Raw genomic sequence first — 22628 nt, forward strand, 5'->3', positions numbered from 1 at the left:
GTCGGGTGACATATTGGTATTGCAGGTTATCGTAAAAAAACCTTTGAAATGCCTCAATTGGCTATTATTGGTTAAATTGCCGATACAAATTTCACTTAATCCATCAACAAATTTTTCTTGTTCCCTATAATTCGATTTTTGGCGAAAAATTGCATCTAACATGAAAGTCACACCATTTAATTCCGATTCGGATGACAGTAATGAACCATTGATTTCCAAATCGACATTACTCAAATATTTGCATTACTGGCATTGGTTCGCGTTTACCGGGTTGTTTGCATTATTTTGTGCTTTTATTTATTTAAGATATGCTCCCCCAAAATATTCCTCTGTTGCAAAAATCAGGATAATTGATGAAAATAAGGAGTTGGACCTTGCTTCCAACGCCTTGTCCCCGTTTGCGATGTACTCAAAAATTAGTTTGGAAAACGAAATGGAGGTCATAAAGTCGTACCGTTTGTTAGCGCAAGTGGTAGATGAGCTAGATCTTGATGTTTCTTATTATTATGTGGGTACTATTAAAACTAGGGAAATCTGGTCGGCTCCTTTTGTGGTGGCCAAATCCAATATGAGGGATGATATTGAAAAACCTTTGAAGTTCAAAATTAGCTTTGAGTCGGCCCAAGTACTGATCGAGGACAATGTGGGCGACGAATATGAGTTTGCCTACAGCGAATTGGGGGGGCAGATGGAAGGCTTACCATTCACCTTATCGCTGCGCAAAGATGTTGACAAAAGCAGATATCTTGATACGGATTTCGAGATAGTTTTTTGGCCCAAAAAACAAGCTGTGGCCGGCTTGCGAAATTCCCTTTCGGTTGCGCCCACAAATAAAAAAGGGGAAATATTATCATTGTCGATGGTCAGTGAAAATCCGGAAAAGTCGGAAGATATCCTTAATGTGGTTATAGACAGGTTTAATAAAGACGGGATTTTGGATCGTCAATTGGTTTCTAAAAGAACTTTGGGTTTTATTGATGAACGGTTTATTTATTTATCGGGCCAATTGGACTCTATTGAAGTGAATAAAAAGGATTTTAAACAAGAGAATGACCTCTCTTATTTGGATGAGGATGTAACCTTTACATTAAGGAAAAAGTCCTTAGCGGATGAAGAGGTAATCAAACTTCGTACCCAACTATCCCTTTCATTACTTCTGAAGCAAACCATACTAAAGGAGGCATCCTATAATCTTCTCCCCTCGGATATCGGATTGGAGAACGGTAGTATCAATACCTTGGTCACAGAATACAATAAGTTGTCTTTGGAGCGAACCAAACTGAGTAGAAGTGTAGCTAGCAGTCATCCGTCCTTGTTGGAACTCAATACACAATTGGAAAATGGGCGAAAAAATATTTTACAGACATTGGATGTGTACCGAAGGCAAATCAGAACTTCTTTGGGGCAATACAGTCAGGCAAGTAGTAATGCCGGGGACGACTTTTCAAGATTACCGGAAAAGGAAAAAATGTTACGTGCCATTGAAAGACAACAAGACATTAAAGAAGGACTTTATAAATTGTTACTGCGAAAACGGGAAGAAGCAGCCATAAATTATGCCGTAACGGCTCCCTCTATAAAAGTGATCGATTACGGACTAACGGGACTAAAACCAGTGTCCCCCAAAAAAATATTGGTGTACCCTTCTGCATTATTGTTGGGCCTATTGATTCCTTTTGGAGTGTTGTTCTTTCGATTTTGGTTCGACACCAAAATCCACGAGCGCGCCGATGTGGTCAAACAAAACCCTGAAATGCCCATATTGGGGGAAATTCCTTTTTTGGAAGAGGGCGATACTTTTATCAATTCTGGCGACCGTTCCATTTTAGCCGAATCCTTTAGGATTTTGGCGACCAACATCACCCATAAGTTGTCGGTGTCAGACGAGGAAGAAGGAAAAGTGGTATATGTTACTTCGGCCATTAACGGAGAAGGCAAAACGATGACTGCACTCAACTTGTCCCTGGCCTATGCCAGTTTAAAGAAAAAAGTGTTATTGGTCGGTTGTGATCTAAGGAACCCTCAATTGCATAAATTTTTTAATATCGATAAAAGCACTGTTGGAATTTCGGACTATTTGAATTCTACATTGTTGGATTTTGACGAATGTGTTCACAAGGGCCTCGGAAAAGGAACTTTTCATAAAGTATGCTTTAGTGGACAAATACCTTCTAATCCGCCACAACTGTTGTCGGGCAACCGTTTTGGTGAGTTTATTGCCCAGGCTAAAAAACTATTTGATTATATCATTATAGATACGGCTCCAAGTATTTTGGTTACCGATACCATTTTGATTTCTAAACATGCAGACCTGACCTTGTTTGTTCTCCGGGCCGGTTTTACAGAAAAAAAACTACTGGAGTATTCCCGAAATTTGAACGAAACGAAAAAATTCCTTAACATGGCGTATGTCATCAATAACGTTGGTGAAGGAAGACGGGAAGGGTATAATTACGGCTATGGCTATGGATATCAAGCAAACAGAACGGATAAACATTGGCTAAAGAACTATGGGGCACAGGTGAAATCACAAGGTTTTATTGCTGCGAGCTTACAGGAATTCAAGATTTTTAAGAAACGTATAAAAGCAAGATTTTTTTAATAAAGGATACGGAAATCGATTTCAATAACTCAAAAATGCCAAAAAATAGTTCGATAGATTTTCTGGGTTACCATGTTTTCAACGCTTCACTGGAAAACATCCTGGATAGGGATAAAATACTGGTAAGCACTATAAATCAGTATTCCTATTGTATGGCCCAATCAGATGCGATTTTTAGGGATTCCTTGAAGAGTAGTGACGTGCTCCTCCCAGATGGGATAGGAATCGTATGGGCGTATAAACTGTTATACGGGAAAAAAATAAAAAAAATTGCAGGTGCCGACCTTCATGAATTTCTCTTGCGGGATACCAATGAAAAAAATGGTGCGTGTTTTTATATGGGGTCTTCGGAGGATACGCTGAAGAAAATCGAAGCACGAATAGCAGAGGAGTTTCCGAATATTCGAGTGGGGAGTTACTCGCCCCCTTTCAAGAAAGAGTTTTCGGCCGAAGAAAACCAAGAGATACTTAGGGCGGTAAACGACTTTAAACCGGATGTCCTTTTTGTGGGGATGACAGCACCAAAACAGGAAAAATGGAGCATGGAGCATAAGACAAGGCTCGATGCCTCATTAATATGTTCGATCGGTGCGGTATTCGACTTTTATGCCGGTACCGTAGAGCGTCCAAGCCAAATTTGGATCAATATGGGGTTGGAATGGCTTGGTCGTTTGATAAAAGAGCCGAAACGAATGTGGAAGAGGTATGTAAATTACGGCTTTGTTTTTGTTTACTACATGTTCAAGGAAGGGATTAAAAAGGGTTTGGGTATGTCGGTAGGCAAGTAAACCATGATTTGAACCATTATAGGTATTTTTTCGTTTGGAAAATAAAATAGTTAAGGAAAATCTTCACGAGGGGTCTAAAAGCTGGTTTTTGAACAGACCGGCAGTTAATAGGGAAATAGAAGGTTATGCTTCTAAAACCAGTATTAATGTCGGTGAGCAAATTGATTTTTACGTAAGTACCAATGCTCCATTTTATAATTTGGATATTTACCGAATGGGATGGTATCAAGGAATGGGCGCGAGGCTTGTAACTGCCGAGAAAAAGTTAAAAGGGCTTTTACAGCCTATGCCAAAATCGCAGGTCGAAAACGGTTTGTTGGAATGTGATTGGAGAAAGTCATACACCTTGTTAACGCATGTTACATGGTGTACCGGTATCTATGTCGCAAAGTTGACGGAGAGCGTAACCCAAAAGCAGAGCTATATTTTGTTCGTGGTCAGGAACGATGCAAAGGTGTCCGATGTAGTGTTCCAGTTACCGGTGACGACCTATCAGGCCTATAATTATTGGGGAGGAAAGTCGCTTTACGACTGGGGAAGTGGCGATGCTGAACAATGGGGAGGTTTTCCGGGAAAAAGAGCGTTTAAAGTATCGTTCGATCGCCCCTATGCAAGAAGCAATAACAGAGCGGCCGCCTATGGTATGGGTGCGGGTGAGTTTTTTTGTAATGTGCAACCTAATTCCAAAAGCACGTACCCTATTAGTAGTGCGGGATGGGATTATAATATGGTCCGTTGGTTGGAAAAACAAGGGTATGACGTCGGTTATATCACTAATATCGACACGCATCAAAACAACAGGGCCGTCGTTGAAACATCGATTTTTATTTCACATGGGCATGATGAGTACTGGAGCTTTCAAATGCGCGAAAATGTTAGGAAAAGAATAGGGCAAGGTGGTAACGTCGCCTTTTTTTCGGGCAACACCATGTACTGGCAAGTAAGGTTGGAGGATAGTGAACTTTCCGGAAGCCCCCTGAGAACTATGGTCTGTTATAAGGACCGTTCTTTAGATCCGATCAAGACAGGCAGGTGTACGGTAAAGTTTAGGGAGCACCCTCTAAATAATCCGGAAGCAAAGTTAATGGGCGTGCAGCATGTTTTGGATCCCGTTGACACAGATTATGTGGTGACAAATGAATCGCATTGGGTATTTGATGGGACTTCCCTCGAGTATGGGGATAAATTAGTGGGGCTTCTTGGCTATGAGGTAGACGCAATTTCGGAAGCGTCCCCCCCAAACACTGTTGTGTTGTGTTCTTCTCCCGTGAAAAGTCTAATTCCGGACAATTTTGGTGTTTTTTTACAAAGAAAAGGTCAATACTGGACACGTAAAGGAATTCAATTTTTTGTAAAGTCTGGTTTCTCCGTAACTTGGGGACGCCGGGCAACCATATTTTTGGGGTTGGGGATACTAGCATCCATATGTTGCTTATGCTATTATTTATGGCTGTCTAAAATGATTTTAATGGTATTGCTGATGGTTTTAGGGATCTCGTTTGCTTTGGGAATTCTTCTCCTCGAGTGGCGGGGGCGCGGTGGTGATGCAAAAGATGAGACGACGTCGGATATGACATTATATGAGGATGTAAATGGTGCTATGGTGTTCTCGTCCGGAGGCATTCAATGGTCTTGGGGCTTAGACGATTTTAACGTTCCTTTGCTCCGTTCTTCCCGAAAAAATACGAATGCCGAGCAGATTACCGCAAACATTATAAAACGGTTTATTGGAAATGAAGTTGGAAAACCAAGACGTTAAAAGCAATATTCGGATAACGTTTGAATTTTTTCGATAGCGATAGTGTCTTTTAAGTGATAAAGCACTACAATCCAAAAGATGCTTGGGATTTATAGCTTTTACTACCGCCAAAAACGTTGCGGCGCTCCTTTTTCAACTAACTACATATCAAGTAGTTACGCCCTATAGAAAGACACTTCGGTAGTTGATAATTACGGATACATTTAAAATTTACTCCGTCACTGCAGCTTTTATGCAGTGAAACCACTTATGTTTGAAGTTAAAAATAGCGCAGGCTTTATTGTTATTTGTCGATTAACGGATTCCAGTAACGTCCACTTGCCAAGAAGTGTTGGTTAGTAGAACATTTGTAAAGGTTTTAGAAGAAATTTTTATACAAAACAATTACTTTGATCAATACCGAAACGGTACGCTGAACTAGAAAGATGTAAGCGTTGTTAGGGTGTGTGCAAGTTCTGGCTAAAGTGTTAGTCAACGGTAAAATCTGTATTTTATCTAGTTGACCAGCTATTTTTCAACTCGTTCCTGTAAGTTTATAACCTTTTTGAGATAGGGTTTGTCCTGAAAAATTATTGGCGAAGGATGTACCGTAGTTAGGGTTTTATAGCGGTCTAACCTTTATGTACTGGATAATTACATCACGGTCCAGTAGGTGTTATATTGTAGGTACACGTGATATGCATAGGGCTATTTGAAGAGAATGAATGCGGAACAGTTCCGAATTATAAAATAATATAGGTGGGGGCAAGACCCCTGGATTTTTATGGTAAATAAAAAAGCCAACAAAAGCGCTCATTAATCGTAGAACAACTAAATCGTTTCAAATGAAATTTTTTTTAACTGGGATCATCTTTATCAGTCAATTATTTTGGGTTGCCGCCCAAACCTATCCAAATCAAAACAATCCAAATGCCGAATTACATGTCACCGGGGGCGCGGCAAGCCTGCCACCGTATAATGTAAACGAAATTCCATCACAAACAGGATTTGCACCGTATGGAGGCGCTACATGGCAAGCCGTTGCCGACAATACCAACGGAATTACCGACTACGTATTGGAAATCCAAGGCAATGGTACGACCGCTAGCCCTACCGCTATGTTCAGATTGGGAAACAATAAGAACCAAAAAGTACATGTGGATGTGTACTTAAGGGTGCTGGCCGGAAGTGGGGCCCGGATCGGTGTCCAAGGGTCGGTTGCGGGACAGGCAAATGGCGGCTACATCGATCTACAATCGGGAATTACCCATTCGGATTGGAGGTTGTATAGCTTTGATATTGACGATGCCGGGGCATCCGATTACGATTTAAGGTTGCATGTTTCGGCAAGCCTAACGGATGGTAGCGGACGCGTACAGGTTTTGATATCGTGTAAGGACCGGGAAATTACCACAGGGAGTTCCGTTTGGGCGTTCGCGGGTTCAAGCACTAATATAACCTATCAGCAAGGAAATGTCGGTATCGGCACCGCCGATCCGGGTGCGGATTGGAAGCTTGCCGTAAACGGGAAGATCCGCGCCAAAGAAATAAAAGTGGAAACAGATTGGGCCGACTATGTGTTCGAAAAAGACTATCCCTTGCCCACGCTTGCCGAAGTAGAAGCGCATATCGCCCAAAAAGGGCATTTGATCAACATCCCTTCCGCTGCCGAGGTAGAAGCCAATGGAGTGGAATTGGGTGAAATGAACAAATTGTTGCTGGAGAAGATCGAAGAGTTGACCCTTTACTTGTTAGAGCTTAATAAAAAGATTGAAACAAAGGATTCTAAAGTTGAACAACTTGAATTACAGCTTAAAGCTTTGAAAAAAAATACTTGCAAAGTTGAACATTGATTGGGGCATGAACAAAAACAATATCAAGAGGAGCGTTTTTTTAGCAATAGTTTCGGTTTTAATGGTGTGTCGTGGCACCGCTCAGAATATGATTCCCTCCAGCAACTGGGAAGAAGGCACTACGGAGGATTTACCGAATTATAATGGAATTGGTAATGCTGGAGAAAATATGATTGAAATAGGGACCAATCCGTTTGGCTTGGAGGCTTTGCTATGGAGGGTGGTACCTTCATCAACCAACATTTTGCGGGGTATGGGCAGTAGGCAATTATCAACCGAAATTAGTAATCTAAGGGATTATCGTTTTAGTGTATGGGTAAAGGTGTTAAACGACGACAACGCTCGTTTGATAAGTTATCTCAAGGGCACCACAACTGATAATTCTGATTTCATAAATAGTACGGGTACGAAAATTGGTCGGGATTACTATTTCCGTTCCGGAGGGAATATACCCGGAAATGGAAATTGGATTTTAATGGTGGGATTTGTCAAAGGAATAGGCTCTACTAAAGCGTACTCGGAACAAGGTTTTTATGATTTACAAGGAGATAAGATAAGTGACCTGGGTACCTCTCCTTTTTTTTTTAATACGGCTAGTCCCAATTTTCATGTTGTTTGTCAATTGAACAATAGAGGCGGTACCAGTGAGAATATGCTTTTTTTTGATCCAAGGTTCGAAGAAGTAGACGGTTCTGAACCTTCTATTTCCAACTTGGTTGATGGGAATACTACTTCACAAGGAGGAGGTCCTAGCGTTTGGTCCTCTAATACCAACGGCGTTCATTTTGACGCTGGCAACGTTGGTATCGGCACCACCGATCCTGGTGCGGATTGGAAACTGGCCGTAAACGGAAAAATCCGTGCCAAAGAAATAAAGGTAGAGACCGGTTGGGCCGATTATGTGTTCGAAAAGGACTATCCCTTGCCCTCGCTTACCGAAGTAGAAGCACATATCGCTAAAAAAGGGCATTTGATCAACATCCCATCTGCTGCAGAGGTAGAAACCAATGGAGTGGAGTTGGGTGAAATGAACAAATTGTTGCTGGAGAAGATCGAAGAGTTGACCCTTTATCTAATAGCTTCGGAAAAGAAAACGTTGGCCCTTCAAAAAGCAAATAAAAGCTTAAAAGAAGAACAGGAACGGATGAATATCGAATTACGGTTGTTGGCAAAACAATTAATAAGCAATAAAAAGGACAACTAATGAGGAATGAATTTCTAAGAAAAGGAATTGTTTTAGGGTGTTTTATTGTAACCGGTTTTGCTTTTGGACAACAGAACATGTTGGACCTTACTTCTTGGGTCGCAGGCACAGGGAATACGTTTGATGATGTTTTTAAGCGGGAAGGAGCAGAGTCCGAAAATGTTCGGGAGCCTGGTTTGGATCCTTTTGGGAATACCGCTATGGTATGGCGGGGAACTCCGGAGTCCGCTGGAGGCCGTCACGGCGGTTGGTATACCGCTAACATTGCCATTGACCATACCAAAAGTTATCGATTGACTGTTTGGGTCAAAAAAACGGGCTCTCAATCGGGAAATGCGCATTTCTCCTTTAATGTTTTTGGTAATGGGAATACCCAACAGAGCCTTAAACTAGATGGTACCGTAAAAAACAATCCCTTTTTTTTGAGGTCCGATCTACCCACTTTGGACACCTGGTATTTATTGGTCGGCTATGTTCATGGTAGTGGATATACGGGAACCCAAAAAACCGGAGGGGTATATAACGTACAAGGTGATAAGCTGGTCGAATTGGAAGATTTCAAGTTTACCACGGAGGCACTCTCTCTGCGCCATAGAATCCATTTGTATAGTGGGTCCATTGGCGAGAGCCAGTTTCACTACGGCCCTACGATTTTTGAACTAAACGACCAGGAGCCTTCAATAGCAGAGTTGCTCAACCCTGATACCGGTAGTGTGGGTCCAGCGGTGGTAGGAGGGAATACGGGCCCATGGTCCTCCAATACCAACGGCGTTCATTTTGACTCCGGCAACGTCGGTATCGGTACCGCCGATCCGGGGGCCGATTGGAAGCTTGCCGTAAACGGAAAGATCCGCGCCAAAGAAATAAAGGTAGAGACCGGTTGGGCCGATTATGTGTTCGAAAAAGACTATCCCCTGCCCACGCTTGACGAAGTAGGGGAACATATCGCTAAAAAAGGGCATTTGATCAATATCCCTTCCGCTGCCGAGGTAGAAACCAATGGAGTGGAGTTGGGTGAAATGAACAAACTGTTGCTGGAGAAGATCGAAGAGTTGACCCTTTACATTTTAAATCAAGAAGAACGGTTAAAACGACTTGAAAATATAGAAAAAAAGCACCTTAATAACAAGTAGCCCATGAAAGCAATGCCTAATAATAGCCTTTTAAAATTTCTTTTGGTAATCGGGTTTTGTGGATGTTCACCTCACCTTTTTGCCCAAAACCTCTTGGATTCCTCGGTATGGACACCGGGAACAGGTTCGGTAGGGATTTTTAATCAGTATGGAACCAATGACAATACCTTAAGGGAAAACGATACCGACCCTTACGGAAACGAAAGTTTGGTATGGAAAGCTGTTGGCCCGGTATCTAGCGCCAGTAAATCTGGAGGATGGGACAGCGAGAAAACTACGATACCGGACAATACAAAGGCATATCGGTACACGGTATGGGTTAAAAAAACGGGCAACCTGGATATTAACGGTTCCGGTAAAACTTCCTTTGGTTTGGGAGCACATTACAATGATTATGGAGGCTTCGCGGGAAAAAATATAGATGGTAGCCAACCCGCCAACTCCCATTTTTTTTATGGATTCTTACCGGAGCTGGACAAATGGTATTTAATGGTAGGGTTTATTCATGGTAAGGACAAACCGTTTAATTCCCCAATAGAAGGGGGTATTTATGATGCCACCACGGGAGATATGGTGATGCCCATGCAGCAAGAGTTCGTTTTTAGTCAAAACACCAACCGTATTTCCAGCAAGTTTTATTTGTATGGGGAATATTATGATGTTGGCAAACAATACTTCTGGAACCCATCCATCTATGAAACTACGGACCCCCAAATGCCATCCGTTTCTGAAATGCTGGCCCCAGCGATCGCAGCTGCCGCAGGTGGTGGCGGAGGGCTATGGTCCGCAAACACCAACGGTATCCACTACAACTCCGGCAATGTCGGCATCGGTACCGCCGATCCTGGGGCCGATTGGAAACTGGCCGTAAACGGGAAGATCCGCGCCAAAGAAATAAAGGTAGAGACCGGTTGGGCCGACTATGTTTTTGAAAAGGACTATCCCTTGCCCACGCTTGCCGAAGTAGAGGAACAGATTGCCAAAAAAGGGCACTTGATCAACATCCCCTCGGCCAAAGAAGTCGAGGCCGACGGTATCGAATTGGGGGAGATGAATCGGTTGTTATTGGAGAAGATTGAGGAATTGACGTTGTATACACTACAACAACAAAGGGAGCTTCAAAAGCTTAAGACAGCCGTGAAAAAATTAAGTAGCCGAGATGATTGTAACTCCCTTGGAAAAGAATCTAATACGAAATAAAGGGTCTTCCGATATTCCGAGAAACACAAATAACCTTTCAATCTTCATGCCGATTAATCGAAAAATTGAGTAAAATGAATAAAACAAAAAGATCTGGGAAGCATTTTTATTGGCTAATTTCAGTTTTTGCCCTAATGATCCACGGTGCCTATTCACAAGACATAGAGCCCCCAAAGGTACTACCACCCTCGCCGAACTCAGCGATCTTGGGAAAGTTTGGTGAAATACCGGTCGGAACCTATACAGGAATCCCAAATATTTCTATTCCGTTGTATACGATAGAGGATAAGGATCTTATAGTGCCGATTTCCCTTAATTATCATGCCGGGGGCCTAAAAGTCGAGGAACAATCAAGCTGGGTAGGTGCAGGATGGTCTTTACAGGCAGGGGGAACCATTACCCGTTCCATTCGTGGGCTTGACGATTTAGGCCCGGGAGGCTATTTGTCCGTTACCTTGCCCGATCAACTACCAGATCCGCAAAGAATATATGGCGGAGTGGAGGGCGGTGATAACAATAGTGTCGAGTACACCGAATTTGCCTACGGTATCAAAGATGGGGAACCGGACATGTTTCACTATTCGGTACCGGGGGCCTCTGGGAAGTTTGTACTTGAAAGCCAGGGAGGAGCGTTGGTTGGCAGAACCATACCATACTCGGATACCAAGATAAATATAAGTGGGCTTGATGGAGGAGGAAAGATCGCGGAAATCACCATAACAACCCCTAATGGGCATGTCTTTTTCTTTGATGAGTGGGAAGAGATGAGTTCTTATACCAGAACGGATTTCAGTTCTAATATTGGAGCGGGATCAAGGCCTTCCGGTCAATCGGGCAGTCTCAATGTTAGAAACTCCTGGTATCTTAAAAGCATCTCCTCCAGTACTTCCGCTGGCAACATTACCTTCGAGTATTCGGACAATTTCGGGCCTTTGCGCTATGAGATTTTTTCGGGCAGTACCGAGCATTTACTGATTTCCAGAGCGGGATGGGACCCTACGATTGCCCCTTGGGTGACCGACGGTTATGATAGTAAAGCAACGACAAACGTCACCTTGACGAATCCTAGGCGATTGGAAAAAATAAAGTTCGATAAAGGATCAGTGGTTTTTGTTCAGGGCGCTAACTATCGCTGTGATATAAACGGTGATAAATATCTTAAATCAATAATGGTCCTTGACAATGATGAAAAAGAGATTGAAAGACACGAATTCGAATACTTCTATGATCACTTTGTAAACTATGATGCGGATGATAGAAGCTGTTTGCCGAATAGCAGTCACGAAAGTCCCGGTAATCAAAGGCTTTTCCTGAAACAAATAACCGGCGGGAAGGGAAGCGTCTCCAAACCACCCTATTTTTTCCAATATGATTTTTCAGAATCTTTACCACATCGGTTTTCCCTTTCAAAGGATTATTGGGGACACTATAATGGCGCCATGAATTCCAGCCTTATGCCATACACCTATTTTCCGGTCTCGCCGCTTGCGGAAGACAATTCGGAACCTGCAATCTTGGGTGGCGGGGACCGTTCCCCATCCTTGAATTATACAAAGCTCGGCACCCTGAACAAGATTATCTATCCTACCGGTGGAAGCACCGAATTTCAATACGAATTGAATCAGGCCGCAAATAAGCCAGATTACTACAGAAGGAGCACAAATGCTCAAAACTCACTCGAGATCTTTCCACATCTCGAAAGTGTTGGAAATGAAAAATCCATCGAATTTGAAATAATGGATGTACTTAAGGGAGGTAGTTATCTGGATATTTCCGGGTATAATTTTCCCGCGGACGGGGAGGCCATCCCCGGGGAGTTGATCTTTGATTTACCGTTCATGATTTTTATAGATAAGATCGATGCTTCCGGTAACGTTATCGAAGATGATGTATTTATCGTGGATAAAGGAAATTACAGGCTTTGGGAAGGATTCGGCGGGGATCGGTCGATAAAAAAAATCAATAGGCCTTTTTTAACAAATGGTCGCTATCGATTGACACATTATATACATCCAAGTTTTAATCTTGATTATAGAAGCGAGGTCAACAAGTGGTATGAGTATGGGTTTATGGGAGGGCCGACAATAAACCATCCGTTACTCCCTTATAACGTGAGCAATAATCCAGAATTCATCTTCAATGATCTCATTCCTTATAGAATTGACGTGGCTTGGGACGAGTACATGAAATACGAAACCGATGATGTAGGGGGGTTAAGGGTTCATAAGGTTCTTGACCGTACCGATGAAAATAATGTTGCCAGGCAACGAGAGTTTCGATATACGGATGCCAATGGGGGGCCTTCGGGATATTTAACCTCGCTCCCCTTCAATTTACAAACCAAATTAGAGTTTATCAATGCTGTGACCACCACCCCTAGGGGAGATGAAACATTCAATCAATACACCAACCGGCTACTGGCTTTCTCAGGTACTTCGTTCGCACCACTTAATACCACGAACGGATCATGGGTCGGATACTCACAGGTCGAAGAACTTGAAGCAGGTAATGGAAAAACGGTACATAACTATACCAATCCCGATTCGCATCCCGATAGGCGTTCAAATGGTTCTTTGACCGAACCGGAATTTCCCTATCCGCCTGTCGATAGTCGTGACTGGCAGCGTGGTTTGAAAGAAAAAGACGCCATAATTAGAGGAGATGCAACCTTCGCCCGGACCATGCGTAACGTATATGAACATCTCGACGAAATAGGATCGCTACATTTCAAGAATTTTCAAGGAATCAAAATATCACCCTATATCGCACGAATCGATTACAACAACGGCAGCCGTACATCTAACCATTCTTTCAAAGGGGCCTATTTCAATACCTCGAGCGGTATTTCGCGCGTGACCGGTACAACCACTACGGTTAATGAGAATGCTGGAGAGGTGACCACTGCAAAAACCTATGCATATACCAATCCCAACCATTTACAGATAACATCGGAAGAATTCCTCGATAGTAAGAACAGGACCATAAAACAAGAGTTTCAGTATCCATTGGATTATGCTGCGGCTACGAGAGACGGTATTGTCGAGCGTATGATCGATAAGAACCTCATACATATGCCCATAGAAAAAGTCAGCTCTATCGATGGCGTACTTACAGGAAGTACGGCTACAAAGTTCGAACTGAAGGGCCAAGAAGATATTATTGTCCCAGAGACCCTTTATAGTATAAAGTTAAAGGGAATCGACCGAGATACCCAGTTTGAATTCTCGCCCGACGGAGTCGGTTTTTCTAGTTTTTACGAACCTCGTTTGTCACTTGTACATGATGATATCGGCAATATCACCGAGGTACGGAAAACTGCCGCAAGCCCAACCAGATACTTTTGGGGATATAATGATGCTTTTCCGGTCATTGAAGTCTCCAATTCTGAGGAGTCCATTGAAAGTTTACTCCAAAGTAGCTCAATCTTACCAACGGGGTATTCATCGCTTGAAGGCCTATTGGCCAGTTTAACCGATATAGCCACAAATCAAGCCCAAAAAGACCGATGGGAAGTTTTCAATACCAACTTAAGAAACAATATACAAGATCAAACATTGGTAACTACCTATACCTATAATCGGCTCATCGGGGTCACTAGCATGACCGACCCCCGGGGCTATACCATCTACTACGAATACGACGACCTGAACCGCCTAAAGGCCGTAAAGAATGCCGAGGGCAATCTGGTGACCGACTACGAATACAACTACAAAAACCAATAGACCGACCATGAAAAAGTTCTTTATACCTATTATTCTTTGCTTTTTGGGAACGACCCTATGGTCACAGGACGCCGTGGAGACCAGGCCCGAGACCGCGGGCGGTAGCTATATCCTTGAAAACGGGCAGTCCGACGACCTATTGGCGACGGATTCCATATTGTTGCGACCCACCTTATGGATCAAGGAAGGGGCTACCTTTACCGCCAGGATCGGCGAGAAGGAGATCGAGTTCGATCAGCCCGATTACGGGCCCATTTCCCTGAGCGATGAAAACTATATCCTGACCCGCAGTTACCAGGATCATATGACCTCATTCAATGCGGGCACCGCCAAGGAAGACGACGTGTTCGAGTCGGTCACCTATTTCGACGGCCTTGGCCGCCCCATGCAGCAGATCGCCATCAAGGGCGCGGGCACCGTCAAGGACCTGGTGACCCATATGGAATACGATGCCTACGGCCGTATGGAAAAGGAATACCTGCCCTACCGGGAAGACGATGCCGATCTGGGCACCTTTCGGACCGATGCCGAAGGCAATACCACGGCCTATTACAATACCAACTATCCCGATGATATGAACGGGGCCTATGAAAACCCCTTTTCTGAAAAGAAGTTCGAGCCCTCCCCCCTGAACCGGGTGGAGCAGCAAGGGGCCCCGGGCCACGATTGGCGTATCGGCGGGGGGCACGAGATCGACTTCGGGTACGCCACCAATACGGCCACGGAGGTGAAACGCTACGATGTTACCACCACCTTGACCGATGGCGTCTACGTACCGGTCCTGGCCACCGACGGCAACTATGCCACGGGGGAGCTCTACAAAAACGTCATCAAAGATGAGAACTGGACCAGCGGTACCGATCATACCACCGAAGAGTTTACCGATAAGAACGGGCGGGTGGTGCTGAAACGCACCTACAACGGCTCGGCCCATGATACCTACTACATCTACGACGATTTCGGGAACCTCACCTATGTGCTGAGCCCCAAGATGAACGGTGCCATCACCGCCATGGACGAGCTCGGCTACCAGTACCGCTACGACCACCGCAACCGTTTGGTGGAAAAGAAATTGCCCGGCAAGGGCTGGGAGTACATCGTATACAACAAGCTCGACCAGCCCGTGATGACCAAGGACAGTCAGAACGACTGGCTCTTCACCAAATATGACCGTCATGGCCGGGTGGCCTATACGGGCATGGTCAGCGGCGGCACCCGGCTTTCGCACCAGACCGCGGCCGATAACCATACCGGGAACCTCTGGGTCAGTGACGGGAGCACTACCATCGATGGTACCGTCATCGGATACAGCAACAGCGGCTACCCCAACAGTGGCTACAGCGAACTGCATACCATCAACTACTATGACAATTACAATACCGCTAGGGACGGGATTGCCAAACCGGCCGGTCCCATCTACGGGCAAGGAGTGGCCAACAACGTACAGGGCCTGCCCACGGTCAGCAAGGTACGGGTATTGGGGAAACCCCAATGGACCACCACACTCACCGCCTACGACGCCAAGGGCCGCGCCATCTATAACCTTAGCCAGAACAATTTTTTGGACACGGAAGATATCGTGGAGAGCGAGCTCGACTTTGCCGGTAAGGTGCTGCGCACCCGTACCAGCCACACCAGGGGCACGAATGCCCCCATCGCAACGGTGGACCTGTTCGACTACGACCACCAGGGCCGCTTAAAGCGCCAACGCCAGGAACTGGCGGGCAACACCGAACTGATCGCCCTGAACGCGTACGACGGCATCGGGCAATTGGTTAAGAAGGAGGTGGGGAACAGTACGGCCACGCCCTTGCAGGAAGTTGTATATGGCTACAACGTAAGGGGATGGCTCAAGACCATGAACGATGTGACCAATACCACTCCCGATAAATTGTTTAATTTTAGCCTCGCGTACAACGAAGGGCCGAACGCACTTTACAATGGTAACATTGCCCGTACCCAATGGCGCACAGATAATGTGGACAACAGTTTAAAAACATACGATTACCAATACGATGCCTTGAACCGCATTGCCCAGGGGGCCGACAATACCGGCTACTTTGATCTGGGCAGCGATGCAAAACCGATTACCTACGATAAGAATGGCAACATTCAAAAGTTGTTGCGACTCGGGCATGTAACCAATACACCTATCTTGGCCGATAATACCACCAATGACAATGATTACGGTACGATGGACGAGCTGACCTACACCTATAGCGGCAACCAGTTGCAATCGGTGACGGACAGCGGCGCGGGTACCGGCTTTATGGACGGGAACACTGCGGGTGCCGATTATGGTTACGACTATAACGGCAACATGACATCCGATGCCAATAAGGGGATAACCGATATCGAGTACAACCACCTGAACCTGCCGACCAAGGTAGCGATCAATGGCGGCACCATTGACTATGTATACGATGCCACGGGGGTAAAACTCAAGAAAGCCGTGAGCACGGGGACGACCACGGACTATGCTGGGAACTATATTTATGAAGGCCCTAACAGTGGCAGTGCTACCTTACAGTTCTTCAGCACACCTGAAGGCTATGTGGAGCCCAAGACCAATGGCGGCTACGACCATATTTATCAATACAAGGACCATTTAGGCAACGTGCGGCTATCCTATACCGATGCCGATGATAACGGCGATATAGACCCTGCAACGGAAATTGTAAAGGAATCGAACTACTATCCTTTCGGCCTCGAGCACAAGGGGTACAATAATATGGTCAACGGCGTTGAGAACAACTACTTCACCTATCAGGGCAAGGAACACGACAAATCGCTCGATCTCAACTGGCACGACTTCGGGGCAAGACAGTATGATGCCGCTATTGGCAGATGGATAAGTTCTGACCCGTTGGCCGAGGAATTTTATGAATGGTCGCCCTACAACGCCATGATGGACAACCCGATAAAGTATATCGATCCCGACGGGATGGCTCCATATGACTGGTTTAAAGGTGAAAATGGAAATATTGTTTGGTTTGATAACGATTCAGAATCTTTTACAAATGATAGCGGCGAATGGACGAATGTTGGCAGCAATGAGAGCGAGGTGAAAGAAACTTTAGGTATACCGAGTGATCAGAATATACAATATACGACTGGTTCAGGTTTAATGTTTGGAGGGGATCCTTCCCAATCCGTAGGTTCTGGGGCAGTTGCCTTGGTCACTGCTGGATTTGGAACAGGAGTAGTCACAAACACTGCTGATGTAAGCTATTCTTTAAATATAGAAGGAAAAGGGGAGTTCGGTCAGTTACAAGATGGGGTAAGTGAGGTTACAGGAGTTAATATTGAAATGACCTTAAGTTCAGAGATAAGCCTTCCCGGTGTTGAAATGGTTAATATTGTTGGAGATTTTAGTCTAAGTCGAAGTACGCCGAGCGGAAACCAAAGAACTAATATTAGTAGCCCTTTTGTTGAATCCGGACCAATGCTTGGATCACAGGGAAGGACTATAGCATCATCAAAAGCTACTATAAACATGAGTGTAGGGGAACTTCATAGAAAGTCTCGGAACAATGTGACAGGAGTGCCAAGTTTAAATTTTGACATAGATGCTTATTCAGGTTATACGAATAAGGGTACACCAGGTAGCGGAATTAAAGGAATTTTAAACATTAGCAACTAGCCATATGAAAAAACACATTGTTTTATTTTTATTAATTGTCTTGACCTTTAGTTTGCAGTTTTGTAAAAGCCAAACAAAGGAAACGGTTGACTGTAATGTTTTTAACGCAAAATATATTGAGTATGCTTTAAAGGGCGTAAAGGACTCTGCTTTGTTAAGCATTAATAACGCCATTAATTGCGACCCTAAAAATAAATTTTATCATTCTGCGAAAGTTAACTTTTTAATAGATCAAGGTCAATGGACAGAAGCCTTATTAGCAACAGAACAAATTGATGCTAAAGATGATTATACGCTCAATTTGTTGAATGGCGTACTACTTTTAAGAGCAAAGAAAGAAAACGCCGATATTGAATTAAAAAAAACATTTGATAGCCTTAAGCAAGATGCAGACTATAGTTCCGATGAGATTAATAAAAACATATATCTTATTGCATTATATAATTACTTTGTAAACAAGGATGTTGGGCTTCAAGAATTATCTAAGCTTAGAGAAAAACGTAAGGGTAAAGCTTCAAATGACATGATTGATTTTTTAGAAAACAATATATCCAATTTATCAAAGGAGGAAGTGCTTTATAAGTTTTTTAATATTCGATAGCAGGTTTAAAACCACCTATTATCTAAAGTTTTTAAATGAAGTGATTTTTTAGGGTAAAAAATAAAAATAGAAGAAACCATCCTACGGGATGGTTTTTTTATGCGTATGCCTTTTTAGCCTTGAAGTCCCGAAGGAACGCATCTATGGTGAGCAACAGGGCTTCCCGTTCCTTCTGCGGCAGTCCGTTGATGTCATTGAGGCGTTTGAGCATGGCGGGGTCTTGCAGCGCATCGGCATCGCCCGTCTCGCCCAAGAGGTAGCCCACGGTGGTGTCTAGGACATCGGCCATTTTAACGACCACATCGATGGACGGCCTCACTTCATCCCGCTCGTACTTACCGATGGCCGAATGGTGCGCCTCGATAAGCTTCGCCAGTTCGTTCTGCGAAATCTTCCTTGCTTCCCTGCGCTCCCTTAATTTTTTGCCGAAACTCTGCATAACCTCTAAAATATGGTATCAAAAACGCCTATTTGCGCCTTATGGGCAAATATATTGCGAATAAATTACACTTTGAAATAAATAATTAGTTGCAAGAACCATAAGATTTTATAGATTTGTACCAAATAATCGCAGCTAAATATTTTTACGATGCTCGACACATCCAACCCGAACCATTACCATTTTACCGCCCGACACCTTGAAATCACCGTTCTGGGCGGGGTAAGGCTCAACAAACTGGACAGCCTTCGGGTAACGCTCTCCATCAACAAGACGGACAGCAGCGAAAAGCTGCGGCACAACATCGACCTGTACAACAACAACCAAGTAGAAAAACTGGTGCGCAAGGTAGCCGAACGCTTGGAAACGGGAACCAGTATCACCCGAAGGGCGTTACAGGAACTTACCGACCGATTGGAAACCCATAGGCTAAAGGAATTGGAAGCCTTGGACAGCGAACCGATGGCAAGGGAACTCACCCCCACAGAGCTGCGGGCCGCAGAGGCATTTTTAAAAAAGAAAGACCTGCTTGCCCGAACCAACGAACTGATAGGGCAAAGTGGCGTAATCGGGGAACATACCAACCGTCTTTTAATGTATATCATCTTTACCAGTAGAAAGAGTAACAACCCTTTGCATTGTATCAGCTTGGGAAGTAGCGGCGTTGGCAAGACACACCTGCAATCAAAGGTGGGCGAACTGATACCGGAAACCGACATCGTGGACATGACGGTACTCTCGGAAAACGCCTTTTACTACTTCAACCGTACCGAACTGCGCAACAAACTGATTTTGATAGAGGACTTGGACGGTGCGGAAGCGGCTTTGTATCCGCTTCGGGAACTACAGAGCAAGCGCAGCATTACCAAACGGGTGAGCCACAAGGACAGGAACGGCAATACCAAGACCATAAAACTCACCGTGGAAGGCCCCGTATCGGTAGCGGGATGTACCACACAGGAAAGTATTTACGAGGACAACAGCAACCGTAGTTTTTTGCTGTACATAGACGAGAGCGAGGCGCAGGACGAACGTATCATGCAATACCAACGGGCCGTGTCGGCCGGACAGGCAAATGAACAAGAGCAATTAAAAGCTGCGGAGCTTCTCCGCAATGTTCAGATGTTGCTAAGGCCCATCAAAGTGATAAACCCGTATGCCATGCACTTGGCCCTGCCCAAAAGCGTGTTCAAACCGAGAAGGACGAACGCCCATTACCTACAGTTTATCGAGGCCATCACCTTTTATAAACAGATGCAACGTGAAAAGCGATACGACAAGGCCACGGGCGAGGAATATATAGAAACGGAAATCGAGGACATACAAGAGGCCAATGAACTGATCACCGAAGTGCTGTTGCGCAAAAGCGACATCCTGAACGGGGCTTGCCGCCAGTTCTTCGAACTGCTCAAAGCCTACCTAAAGGCCAACGGGGAAAGCACTTTTACAAATGCCGAGATCCGTAGGGCGTTGCGCATCCATCCAAGTAACCAAAAGCGGTACATGCTGCAACTCGGACAGGCGGGACTGGTACGCAAGGCCAAGGGCAACAAGCGCAACGGCTATCTGTACGAGGTGGTCAGTTATGACGAATACCAAAACACCCAAACCAAGATACGTCGGTTGCTCGACGATATCGTAACCCGATTACAAGGCAAACGGGACGTAGTGGTTCAAAGTAGTCCATAACGGTCCGATGCACAAAATGAACCATTAACGCTACTGTAAACCAAACCTTTGACCAAGTAGTTCACCCAAACCCGAAAAAGGTATGCCCGTAAGAAAAGAAAATGAAGAAACTGAAATTACATAACGAAGGCTTTAGGAAACTGGTAACCTCTTTTAGGGAGTGGCTGGACGTGTTGGGCTATGCCGAAAGTACGGTGTACTATCTGCCCAACCACTTACAGGAGTTTTTTTATTACGCAGAGCAACGGGGCATCCGACACTTGGACGGAATCACCACAAGAACGATAAGTGAATATTACGAAACCCTGCAACGGCGAAGTAACGAACGGCGCAGCGGGGCATTGAGCAAGGCGTACCTGAACAAGCACCAACAGGCGTTGAAAAAGTTCAGGGACTATCTGCGACAACACGGGAACAACCGTTTTACCATCCACTTGAAAGCGGAACGGAACCCCACCGAGGAAAAGACCAACATCCCGACCCAAGCCGAGATCAAGGAACTTTTTATGGCGACAGGTTATAGCCATGACGACGAACATTACAGGTTGCGGGACAAGGCCATACTAACGGTACTGTACAGTTGCGGCCTACGAAGGAACGAAGCGGTACACCTTGATGTAAGCGATGTGCTTTTTGACAGGGAACGGCTCTACGTGCGCAAGGGCAAGAACTATAAGGAACGTTTTGTACCGCTGAACGGTTACAACCTTCGGATACTGGAAGATTACATTTTTGAAGGCCGTCCTGAGTTCACCGACAGCCACATGGGCGAAGCCCTTTTGGTCAGCAGATTGGGCAGAAGGTTGGACGGGACAAGCATTGCCCTACGGTTAAAGGCCATCGTTGCCGCTTCGGAAAACCGTACCATCATAGCCAAAGGGATTACCCCGCATACCCTGCGTCACAGTATCGCCACCCATCTGCTTCAACGGGGCGTACCCTTGGAGAGCATCAAGACCTTTTTGGGGCATGCCTCGTTGGAAAGCACACAGCTATATACCCATCTGTTAAAGACATTGGAACATGAAAACGTATAAGGAATATCTGCAACAACATAACTATAGCCCCATTAGCATCAAGGGAAACCTACGGTTGCTAAAGCACTTTGAAAAGTGGTGCAAGCGAAACGGAACCACAGCCGAAACCATCGATTACAAAACCTGCTTGAAATACGTAAGGCACCTTACCCGAAAGGGCAACAAAAAAAAGACCGTCAACCACAAATTAAGGCGTATCAAGACCTATCTGGACTATCTGATCGAAGAAGGGAACCGTAGTAACAACCCGCTTGCCGATATACGGGTCAAGGGCGAAAAACGGAGCATCCATTACGACCTGTTGGAATCCGAGGAACTGGAAGACCTGTACTACTCTTTTGAAACCACGGGCAAACAGGAAATCTACCACACCTATACCGCCAAACGGGACAAGATCATTGTAGGTTTTATGGTCTATCAAGGCTTGCATGCCAAAGACCTGAAACACCTACGGTTGGAAAACCTAAAGCTCAATAAGGGCAAACTGTACGTGTCGGGCAGCCGTAGGAGCAACGGACGTGAACTGGAACTAAGACCGTGGCAGATCATGGAACTCGCCGAATACCTAAGCGACATCAGGGACAAACTGATGGAGCGCACCCAAGACAGCGATCATCTGTTCCCCTATGGCGATAGGTTCATCTTTGTACATACCATCATAAAAAAACTGAAAAAGTACAACCAAAAGGTCATAAGTGCCAAGCAGATACGGGCATCTGTGATCACCTTGTGGTTGGGGCAATACAATCTTAGAAAAACACAATACTTGGCGGGACACCGTTACATCAGTTCCACCGAAAGGTATTTGCAGGACGATCTGGAAAACCTACACGAAATCGTGAACAACTTCCATCCCATTAACTAAAAAAGATATGCAATGATATACATCAGAAGTCCATAAAAGAACAATACACATTTATTCCTTAAAAGTATAACACAGATAACAACAAAGTGTATTTTTACAAAATCCCACTACGCT

At 44.8% G+C, this 22628-nt stretch carries 14 protein-coding genes; 13 read left to right on the forward strand and 1 reads right to left on the reverse strand.

Annotated features, from left to right (window positions below):
* The first annotated feature begins 160 nt into the window (after positions 1 to 160).
* The 10 genes from ACRD7P_RS05590 to ACRD7P_RS05635 all read left to right on the forward strand — a co-directional run bounded on the left by ACRD7P_RS05590 (position 161) and on the right by ACRD7P_RS05635 (position 18484).
* Entirely contained in the window at positions 161 to 2602 is a 2442-nt protein-coding gene (locus ACRD7P_RS05590) for a GumC family protein (RefSeq protein WP_430906531.1), read from the forward strand.
* Between the two features lie 35 nt (positions 2603 to 2637).
* Complete coding sequence (locus ACRD7P_RS05595) at positions 2638 to 3390, forward strand: WecB/TagA/CpsF family glycosyltransferase (protein ID WP_430906532.1); 753 nt, start codon at positions 2638 to 2640, stop codon at positions 3388 to 3390.
* 88 nt (positions 3391 to 3478) lie between these two features.
* Positions 3479 to 5149, forward strand: a complete 1671-nt coding sequence (locus ACRD7P_RS05600; RefSeq protein WP_430906534.1) for a N,N-dimethylformamidase beta subunit family domain-containing protein — start codon at positions 3479 to 3481, stop codon at positions 5147 to 5149.
* An 824-nt stretch (positions 5150 to 5973) separates the two neighbouring features.
* Positions 5974 to 6981, forward strand: a complete 1008-nt coding sequence (locus ACRD7P_RS05605; protein ID WP_430906535.1) for a hypothetical protein — start codon at positions 5974 to 5976, stop codon at positions 6979 to 6981.
* A complete protein-coding gene (locus ACRD7P_RS05610; protein ID WP_430906536.1) occupies positions 6971 to 8185 on the forward strand; it encodes a hypothetical protein in 1215 nt (404 codons plus the stop codon). The genes ACRD7P_RS05605 and ACRD7P_RS05610 overlap by 11 nt, the downstream gene beginning before the upstream one ends.
* Positions 8185 to 9318 (forward strand): hypothetical protein, encoded by a 1134-nt coding sequence (locus tag ACRD7P_RS05615; protein WP_430906538.1) that lies wholly within the window; start codon positions 8185 to 8187, stop codon positions 9316 to 9318. Before ACRD7P_RS05610 ends, ACRD7P_RS05615 begins: the two co-directional genes overlap by 1 nt.
* A gap of 3 nt (positions 9319 to 9321) precedes the next feature.
* On the forward strand, positions 9322 to 10518 hold the full coding sequence (locus ACRD7P_RS05620) for a hypothetical protein (protein WP_430906540.1): 1197 nt from the start codon (positions 9322 to 9324) through the stop codon (positions 10516 to 10518).
* 74 nt (positions 10519 to 10592) lie between these two features.
* Positions 10593 to 14240 (forward strand): hypothetical protein, encoded by a 3648-nt coding sequence (locus ACRD7P_RS05625; protein ID WP_430906542.1) that lies wholly within the window; start codon positions 10593 to 10595, stop codon positions 14238 to 14240.
* Positions 14241 to 14247: 7 nt separating this feature from the next.
* Complete coding sequence (locus ACRD7P_RS05630) at positions 14248 to 17883, forward strand: DUF6443 domain-containing protein (protein WP_430906544.1); 3636 nt, start codon at positions 14248 to 14250, stop codon at positions 17881 to 17883.
* A 4-nt stretch (positions 17884 to 17887) separates the two neighbouring features.
* On the forward strand, positions 17888 to 18484 hold the full coding sequence (locus ACRD7P_RS05635; protein WP_430906546.1) for a hypothetical protein: 597 nt from the start codon (positions 17888 to 17890) through the stop codon (positions 18482 to 18484).
* A gap of 97 nt (positions 18485 to 18581) precedes the next feature.
* Here the strand turns inward: ACRD7P_RS05635 and ACRD7P_RS05640 are convergent, their stop codons facing one another.
* The gene (locus tag ACRD7P_RS05640; protein WP_430906547.1) at positions 18582 to 18923 is read right to left on the reverse strand and encodes a helix-turn-helix domain-containing protein; all 342 of its coding nucleotides are present in this window, start codon (positions 18921 to 18923) and stop codon (positions 18582 to 18584) included.
* Positions 18924 to 19073: 150 nt separating this feature from the next.
* Here ACRD7P_RS05640 and ACRD7P_RS05645 point away from each other — a divergent pair, with 150 nt between their 5' ends.
* The 3 genes from ACRD7P_RS05645 to ACRD7P_RS05655 all read left to right on the forward strand — a co-directional run bounded on the left by ACRD7P_RS05645 (position 19074) and on the right by ACRD7P_RS05655 (position 22514).
* A complete protein-coding gene (locus ACRD7P_RS05645; protein WP_430906548.1) occupies positions 19074 to 20612 on the forward strand; it encodes a hypothetical protein in 1539 nt (512 codons plus the stop codon).
* A gap of 101 nt (positions 20613 to 20713) precedes the next feature.
* Positions 20714 to 21649: a tyrosine-type recombinase/integrase gene (locus ACRD7P_RS05650; protein ID WP_430906549.1), complete on the forward strand. Its 936-nt coding sequence runs from the start codon at positions 20714 to 20716 to the stop codon at positions 21647 to 21649.
* A complete protein-coding gene (locus ACRD7P_RS05655) occupies positions 21636 to 22514 on the forward strand; it encodes a tyrosine-type recombinase/integrase (RefSeq protein ID WP_430906550.1) in 879 nt (292 codons plus the stop codon). Before ACRD7P_RS05650 ends, ACRD7P_RS05655 begins: the two co-directional genes overlap by 14 nt.
* Positions 22515 to 22628: the final 114 nt, after the last annotated feature.

Origin of the sequence: Maribacter sp. 2-571 (assembly GCF_050589625.1) — a bacterium.
Lineage (GTDB): Bacteria > Bacteroidota > Bacteroidia > Flavobacteriales > Flavobacteriaceae > Pelagihabitans.

Bases quoted from the DNA above. Each gene is read 5' to 3' on its own strand.
- ACRD7P_RS05630 (WP_430906544.1), top strand. From the start codon at position 14,248: ATGAAAAAGTTCTTTATACCTATTATTCTTTGCTTTTTGGGAACGACC.
- ACRD7P_RS05655 (WP_430906550.1), top strand. From the start codon at position 21,636: ATGAAAACGTATAAGGAATATCTGCAACAACATAACTATAGCCCCATT.
- ACRD7P_RS05590 (WP_430906531.1), top strand. From the start codon at position 161: ATGAAAGTCACACCATTTAATTCCGATTCGGATGACAGTAATGAACCA.
- ACRD7P_RS05615 (WP_430906538.1), top strand. From the start codon at position 8,185: ATGAGGAATGAATTTCTAAGAAAAGGAATTGTTTTAGGGTGTTTTATT.
- ACRD7P_RS05640 (WP_430906547.1), bottom strand. From the start codon at position 18,923: ATGCAGAGTTTCGGCAAAAAATTAAGGGAGCGCAGGGAAGCAAGGAAG.
- ACRD7P_RS05625 (WP_430906542.1), top strand. From the start codon at position 10,593: ATGAATAAAACAAAAAGATCTGGGAAGCATTTTTATTGGCTAATTTCA.
- ACRD7P_RS05650 (WP_430906549.1), top strand. From the start codon at position 20,714: ATGAAGAAACTGAAATTACATAACGAAGGCTTTAGGAAACTGGTAACC.
- ACRD7P_RS05595 (WP_430906532.1), top strand. From the start codon at position 2,638: ATGCCAAAAAATAGTTCGATAGATTTTCTGGGTTACCATGTTTTCAAC.
- ACRD7P_RS05620 (WP_430906540.1), top strand. From the start codon at position 9,322: ATGAAAGCAATGCCTAATAATAGCCTTTTAAAATTTCTTTTGGTAATC.
- ACRD7P_RS05645 (WP_430906548.1), top strand. From the start codon at position 19,074: ATGCTCGACACATCCAACCCGAACCATTACCATTTTACCGCCCGACAC.
- ACRD7P_RS05605 (WP_430906535.1), top strand. From the start codon at position 5,974: ATGAAATTTTTTTTAACTGGGATCATCTTTATCAGTCAATTATTTTGG.
- ACRD7P_RS05635 (WP_430906546.1), top strand. From the start codon at position 17,888: ATGAAAAAACACATTGTTTTATTTTTATTAATTGTCTTGACCTTTAGT.